General features: G+C 65.9%; 5 protein-coding genes. 2 read left to right on the forward strand and 3 right to left on the reverse strand.

Features of this window, described 5'->3' with window-relative positions; genetic code table 11:
• The 3 genes from QMX83_RS19650 to QMX83_RS19660 form a co-directional block, all read right to left on the reverse strand.
• A partial coding sequence (locus QMX83_RS19650; RefSeq protein WP_282298330.1) for a hypothetical protein occupies positions 1–605 on the reverse strand: 605 nt, incomplete at its 3' end.
• A 33-nt stretch (positions 606–638) separates the two neighbouring features.
• Positions 639–2,816 carry a hypothetical protein gene (locus tag QMX83_RS19655; protein WP_282298331.1) on the reverse strand — a complete coding sequence of 726 codons (2,178 nt, stop codon included), beginning with the start codon at positions 2,814–2,816 and terminating at the stop codon, positions 639–641.
• 119 nt (positions 2,817–2,935) lie between these two features.
• Positions 2,936–4,486, reverse strand: coding sequence for an arylsulfatase (locus QMX83_RS19660; RefSeq protein WP_282298332.1), 1,551 nt, complete (start codon positions 4,484–4,486; stop codon positions 2,936–2,938).
• Positions 4,487–4,685: 199 nt separating this feature from the next.
• On the opposite strand from QMX83_RS19660, the gene QMX83_RS19665 reads away from it, so the two are divergent.
• Together QMX83_RS19665 and QMX83_RS19670 are read left to right on the forward strand one after the other, a co-directional pair.
• Positions 4,686–5,147 (forward strand): DUF1801 domain-containing protein, encoded by a 462-nt coding sequence (locus QMX83_RS19665; RefSeq protein WP_282298333.1) that lies wholly within the window; start codon positions 4,686–4,688, stop codon positions 5,145–5,147.
• Positions 5,148–5,169: 22 nt separating this feature from the next.
• Positions 5,170–5,532, forward strand: coding sequence for a DUF1801 domain-containing protein (locus QMX83_RS19670; protein WP_282298334.1), 363 nt, complete (start codon positions 5,170–5,172; stop codon positions 5,530–5,532).
• The last annotated feature ends 99 nt before the right edge of the window (positions 5,533–5,631 follow it).

Below are 5,631 nucleotides of genomic sequence, written 5' to 3' on the forward strand. Positions count from 1 at the left end.
GCGCTGCGGGGCGGCGTTGCGGCTCCGCCCCGCAGCACGGCAGCGAACAGCAGGCAATGACGTGCTGGCAGCAACGGCGCATGGTGTCGGATGGCCACCGCCAACGAGGGGATGTCGGTCTCGACGATGGACTCAAGCGCAGGCACGTGGTGCCGCACCGCCTTGACCAGCAGAGAGAGGATGGAAGCCAGGGGGAGGGGGGCATCGGCATGCAGCAGCGGGTTCGCGATACCGCGCCGCAGTCGGTCGTTGAGCTGCGCCTGGCCGGCCGGGCTTTCCAGCCATTCGGCCAGACGCTGCGATGCCTGCGGCCAGGTTACCCCGCCGAGTTTCTGGTCCGGGCCCACCCCGGCTTCTACAAACTGTGCGAGGCCCTCGCCAGCAGGGTCGCCGTGCATGCCTGCGGAAACAGCAAAGCTGCGTGCTGCCTGTGCAGGTGTCGCCTGCTCGATCCAGCGACTCCGCAGCGCTCCGCCTGCAGTGCGTTGTTGCAGCAGCGCACGCCAGTCGGCCGCGACTGGGCCGGCGTCGGGGTCCCGCGCAAGGGCCTCAAAGAACAGGCTGTTCAATGCGGGCGTGATCGCTGATTCGGATACATCCGCCACGCGGGCGATCAGTGACGTGGTGGCATCGCTGAACTAGAGGCGGTGCAGCACCGATTCCCGGTCGTGCAGGAGCGGAACGCGGGTGTCGCCGAGCAGATGTTCCAGCACCTGTACCAGACCGGCAGACGAAGGCGAGCCGGGCAACACGGTTGAGAGCTTCCGGGCCAGCGCGTCAAAGGGCAGCGTCAGCAGATGGTGCTGCGCGTCGACCAGACTGAAGAAGCGCGTGTAGTTCTGCCATGCACGTTGCTCATGCTGCTCCGAGGCCCGGGGCGGATCGATGCGCTGCGCCAGCGAATGCAGCGGGCGAAGCAACTGGCGCAACCGGATCAGTGCCAGGGTCGTGGCCGCGTCACCGTGAACCTGATCCGAGCCTGCAAGGAATTCATCCAGCGCCCGCGCGATGCGATGGTGGATGACACCCACACAGGTGGCCGGGTCATGCCAGCGGTGCCTTGCGGAAAAAATGGCGCAGCCGTGGCTCCATTGGGTTTCGGAGAGCAGCCACGGCGTGCCCCGTGCGGCGCTGAGCAGTGGATCGGCGATGCCGTACACCACCTGCGCCAGAGCGAACGTGGTGGGGTCCACACCATCGCTTTGCGGTTGGAACCGGCTTCGGGAGCGATGCCATGGGGGACCGTAAGGCCATGAGAGGGAAGGCGTGGCGGGCTTGAAATCGCGGTCCCATGCAGCGTCGACGGCCTGCCGCCGCGCGTCCGTGACGAGGGGCGTTGGCGAGGATGTTGACGTCGACGGTGGCACCGGCCGTGACTGCCGGATGCGCGAATCCGGTTGCTGCTGGCGCAGAAAACTCTCAAACGCATGCAGCCATGTATCTGCCTGACGCACGTCCGAAGGCGGTGCCTGCGTCTGCGGAAGGCGGCCATGGAGCACGCGGAGCGCGTGCACGAACAGGTAAACACGGGTGTCGCGACGGGTGTGCTGAAGCAGTCGCTGGGCCAGCAGGGGCAGCTGTGCCGACTGCAGGCGCTCGCGGAGCCGGTCGTCGGTCGCCTCGAACATGGCCTCCAATGCTTCGTCAGTGGGTTCGGCGGTGACGCCGGCACACGCGAACCAGGCCTCGATCGCGTCGTTGAATTCCTCATGGCTGAGTGCTCCTGTGCCCACCAGTGCCGCGCAGGCGGCGAGGGTGAGTACCGGAAGCACGATGACCCGTGCTTCATCGGGGCGCAGCCCGCTGTCGCCAGCCAAGGTGAAGCCGGGGCCAGCCGCTGCCGCCTGTGGCAGCGAAAACCATGATGGGGATGCGTGCGGTGCCGGGTCACGCGGTTCGCAGACCGCGACGGTCGTGCGGCGCGCGATGGGCGGCGATTCTGCGGTGGGCACGTGGGTGATGCCGAGCGCCGGGCCGGGGTGCGGCGCAGGCGCAGGCGGCATCAACGTGCCAACAGCCCCGAGTGTCTCCAGCAGTTGCGGCAGCTGCGCAATGCGTCGTAGGAGGCCGCGGGTGGCGGACGGCGCAGCGCCGCGGTGGCGTCGCGACGCAAGTGCGCATACCGTCGCCAGCAGCAACAGTCGTACCGGCGAGGCAACGGGGGCTGCTACCAGGTGTCGCAGCGGATCCAGCAGCGTGCGCAGCGCGGCCGGCAGCAGTGTCGCGCCGGCCTCCCGCCACGGCGACGCCACGGGTGGCTGCCGGCTCCACCAGCGCAGCCATTCGGCGTGGCGGCCGCCGTGCAGCAATCCGTACAGGGCTTCGGCCTGGGTAAAGCCGGCCACCGCCTGGGCACCTTGTTCGCCAAGCACGCGATTGCAGACCCGGTACACCAGCTGGCCGAGCAGGTAGCCTTCACTCCACTGGCACAGCGCCTCCAGCCAGGCGTCCAGCACGTACCGCAAGGAGGCGGACGGATCCTGCTCGGAGGAAGCGGCCTGCCATGCGCGCAGCTGCGCCCTCAGCACCGCGCCGCGTAGCGCAGGCGGCGTGGTCGAGACGCGGACCAGGGCGGCGTCCAGCGCGTCTGGGAGGACCTGCGGCAGCCCATCGACGAGCGCCGCCTCCAGAACACCGATCTCGGCCGGAAGCAGCAGATGCTTGCGCAGTACGGTGTCCAGTCGTGCCGCTCCGCAGCGCGGAACGCCGGCACCGTTGCGGATCTGCTGTGGTTGAGGTCGCCGTGCGCCAGACGCGGGCGGAGCAGCAGGGCGCCGAAGCCCAGAGGCGCAACAGGTCCGTGCTACTTCGGGCATTCGATCAGCCAGAGGGCGGTGCGTTGACCGGTCTGGCGATCATAGGCACCGCATCTCGCCGCCGCCCCCGCTGTTGTCGCTTCCGACACACAGCGGGGCGGGGCAATGCCTCAACGGCGTCAATTGGTACGCAATGTTTCCAGTTCTTTGAGACGTTTCAATGCGTCCTGTTGCTGCAGCAGGCTGTAGTTGATGCCGCTGGGATTGAGCGAACTGCCGGCTTGGTACGGGTAGTCGGTGAAATCCGAGAAGAACGCCTTGATCTGCGCCTGGATCGGCACCAGCAGCCACATCTGCTGCGCCAGGAAGCCGGTCGCCCCACCGCCTTCCTCCATGCCGCGCTCGTAGGGGTCCATGCGCAGGTTGGAAATCGTGGCCCAGGAGGTCACCTTGCGCGAGGCGGTGGCGATGTTGCCGTGGCTGGCGACCGCGAAACTTACCTTCCAATCGGCGTAGCGGACTGCGTTGAGATTTCCGCCCTGGTCGAAGTAATACAGGGCCTGGCGCGGACCGGCGTCGACCTTGCCCTTGAAGTACGGGCCGAAGTCGTAGCCGTCCAGATGCACCTTGAAGGTCTTCTTGCCGACCTTGTAGCCCTTCTTCATCTTGCCCACCACATCGTCCACGCCAGCCGCCGCACACAGCGTCGGGAACCAGTCGATCAACGAAATGATGTCGTTGTAAGCCGTGCCTGGCTCCACCACGCCGGGCCAGCGCACCATCATCGGAACGCGCATGCCGCCCTCCCAGGTGGTGCCTTTTTCGCCCCGGAATGGAGTCATCGCGCCGTCCGGCCACAGCGCGATCTCCGCGCCGTTATCGGTGGTGTAGACCACGATGGTGTTGTCGGCGACGCCCAGCTCATCCAGCTGGTCGAGCAGCTGTCCGACATGACCGTCGTGCTCGACCATGCCGTCAGCATGCAGGCCCTTGCCGGTGACCCCGTCCGATTCCGGCTTGAGGTGGGTGAAAACGTGCATGCGGGTGGTGTTGAACCACACGAAGAAGGGCTTGTCGTCCTCCACCGCGTCACTGATGAACGTCTGCGCGGCCTCGAGGAATTCCTCGTCCACCGTGGGCATGCGCGCTTTGTTCAGCGGACCGGTGTCCTGGATCTTGCCACCGGCCTTGGAATGGATCACGCCGCGTGGGCCGAATTTCTTCTTGAACGCCGGATCCTTCGGATAGAAGTAGCCTTCCGGCTCTTCCTCGGCATTGAGGTGATACAGATTGCCGAAGAACTCATCGAAGCCGTGGTTGGTCGGCAGGTGCTGATCCTGGTCGCCCAGATGGTTCTTGCCGAACTGACCGGTGGCATAGCCCTCGCCGCCGAGCACGTCGGCGATGGTGGGCATCCAGTCGGCAATGCCGTGCGGGTCACCGGGCATGCCGATGGTGAGCAGCCCGGTCCGGAACGGTTCCTGGCCCAGGATGAACGACGCGCGTCCCGCCGTGCAGCTCTGTTGACCGTAGGAATCGGTGAACAGGGCACCTTCGTTGGCGATGCGGTCAATGTTGGGGGTCTGGTAGCCCATCAGCCCGCGGGTATAGGCGCTGATCTGCGGGATGCCGATGTCGTCGCCGAAGATCACCAGGATGTTGGGCCGGGCACCCTTGGTACTCTTGGTGGCTTTAGCGGGTTTGGCCGTCTTGGCCGCTTTGGTTGCCATGGGAAGCGCCCTGTCGTCGGGGGAGTGTGCTGCCCATGCTGGCCAATGCAAGCGGTTGGCGCATCGGTAAACCCCGGTGTTTCTTCCAGTATTTTTTCGGTGGCCGGGTGAGACCACGGGGCGGCCACCGCGTGGCCTGCGTTGTGTTCGCGCACCGGGCGGTCTATAACGCACACGGGACCCTATTGCAGGAAGCGACATGGCAACTGGCCGCACCCGCACTGCCTCGCGTTCATCTTCAGCCGCCCCGGCCGCCACCAAGGTACGGCTGCTGGCTGGCGACAACCCGCAGATTGCCAAAGGCGAGGGCGATGCCCCGGTGCAGGCGTATCTGGAGGCCATTCCGGGCTGGAAGCAGGCGCGTGCGCGCCAGCTCGATGCATTGATCACGGCCAACCTGCCGCAGGTGCGCAAGGCCGTGAAGTGGAACTCGCCCTGGTATGGCGTGGAGGGGCAGGGATGGTTCCTTTCCTTCCACTGCATCAGCAAGTACCTGAAAGTTGCGTTCTTCAAAGGAACGTCGTTGCAGCCGTTGCCGCCGGTGGAATCCAAACAGGCGGACGTGCGTTACCTGCATGTGTTTGAGGACACACCGCTGGATGAGGCGCAGTTCGTGGCCTGGGTCAAGCAGGCCAGTGCGCTGCCGGGTGTGATGTCCTGACTTGCCCTAAGCGGAGCGTCTCATGAGCAATCAAAACGCCGACATTTCCGCCAGGATCGCCAGCCTCGATGATTGGCGCGGCACCACCCTGGCGCGCGTGCGCGAACTCATCCATGCCGCCGACCCGGACGTGGTCGAAGAGGTCAAATGGCGTGGCGTACCGGTGTGGTCGCACGACGGCATCCTGTGCACCGGCGAGTCGTACAAAAAGGCGGTGAAACTGACCTTTGCGAAAGGCGCTTCGCTGCCGGATCCCAAGGGTCTGTTCAACGCCAGCCTGGACGGCAATACCCGCCGCGCCATCGACCTGCACGAGGGCGACACCCTCGATGCCACCGCCTTCAAGGCATTGATCCGCGCCGCGATCAAGCACAACCAGAAGTAGAGCCACGCCCTGCGTGGCTATTCCAAGCCCGCCCCCCCAAGGTAGCGCCAGCGGCCACTTTCCGCTAAACATGCAGATCGGCCCATTCATGGGCCGACC

The organism is Stenotrophomonas sp. PS02289 (assembly GCF_029960115.1).
GTDB lineage: Bacteria > Pseudomonadota > Gammaproteobacteria > Xanthomonadales > Xanthomonadaceae > Stenotrophomonas.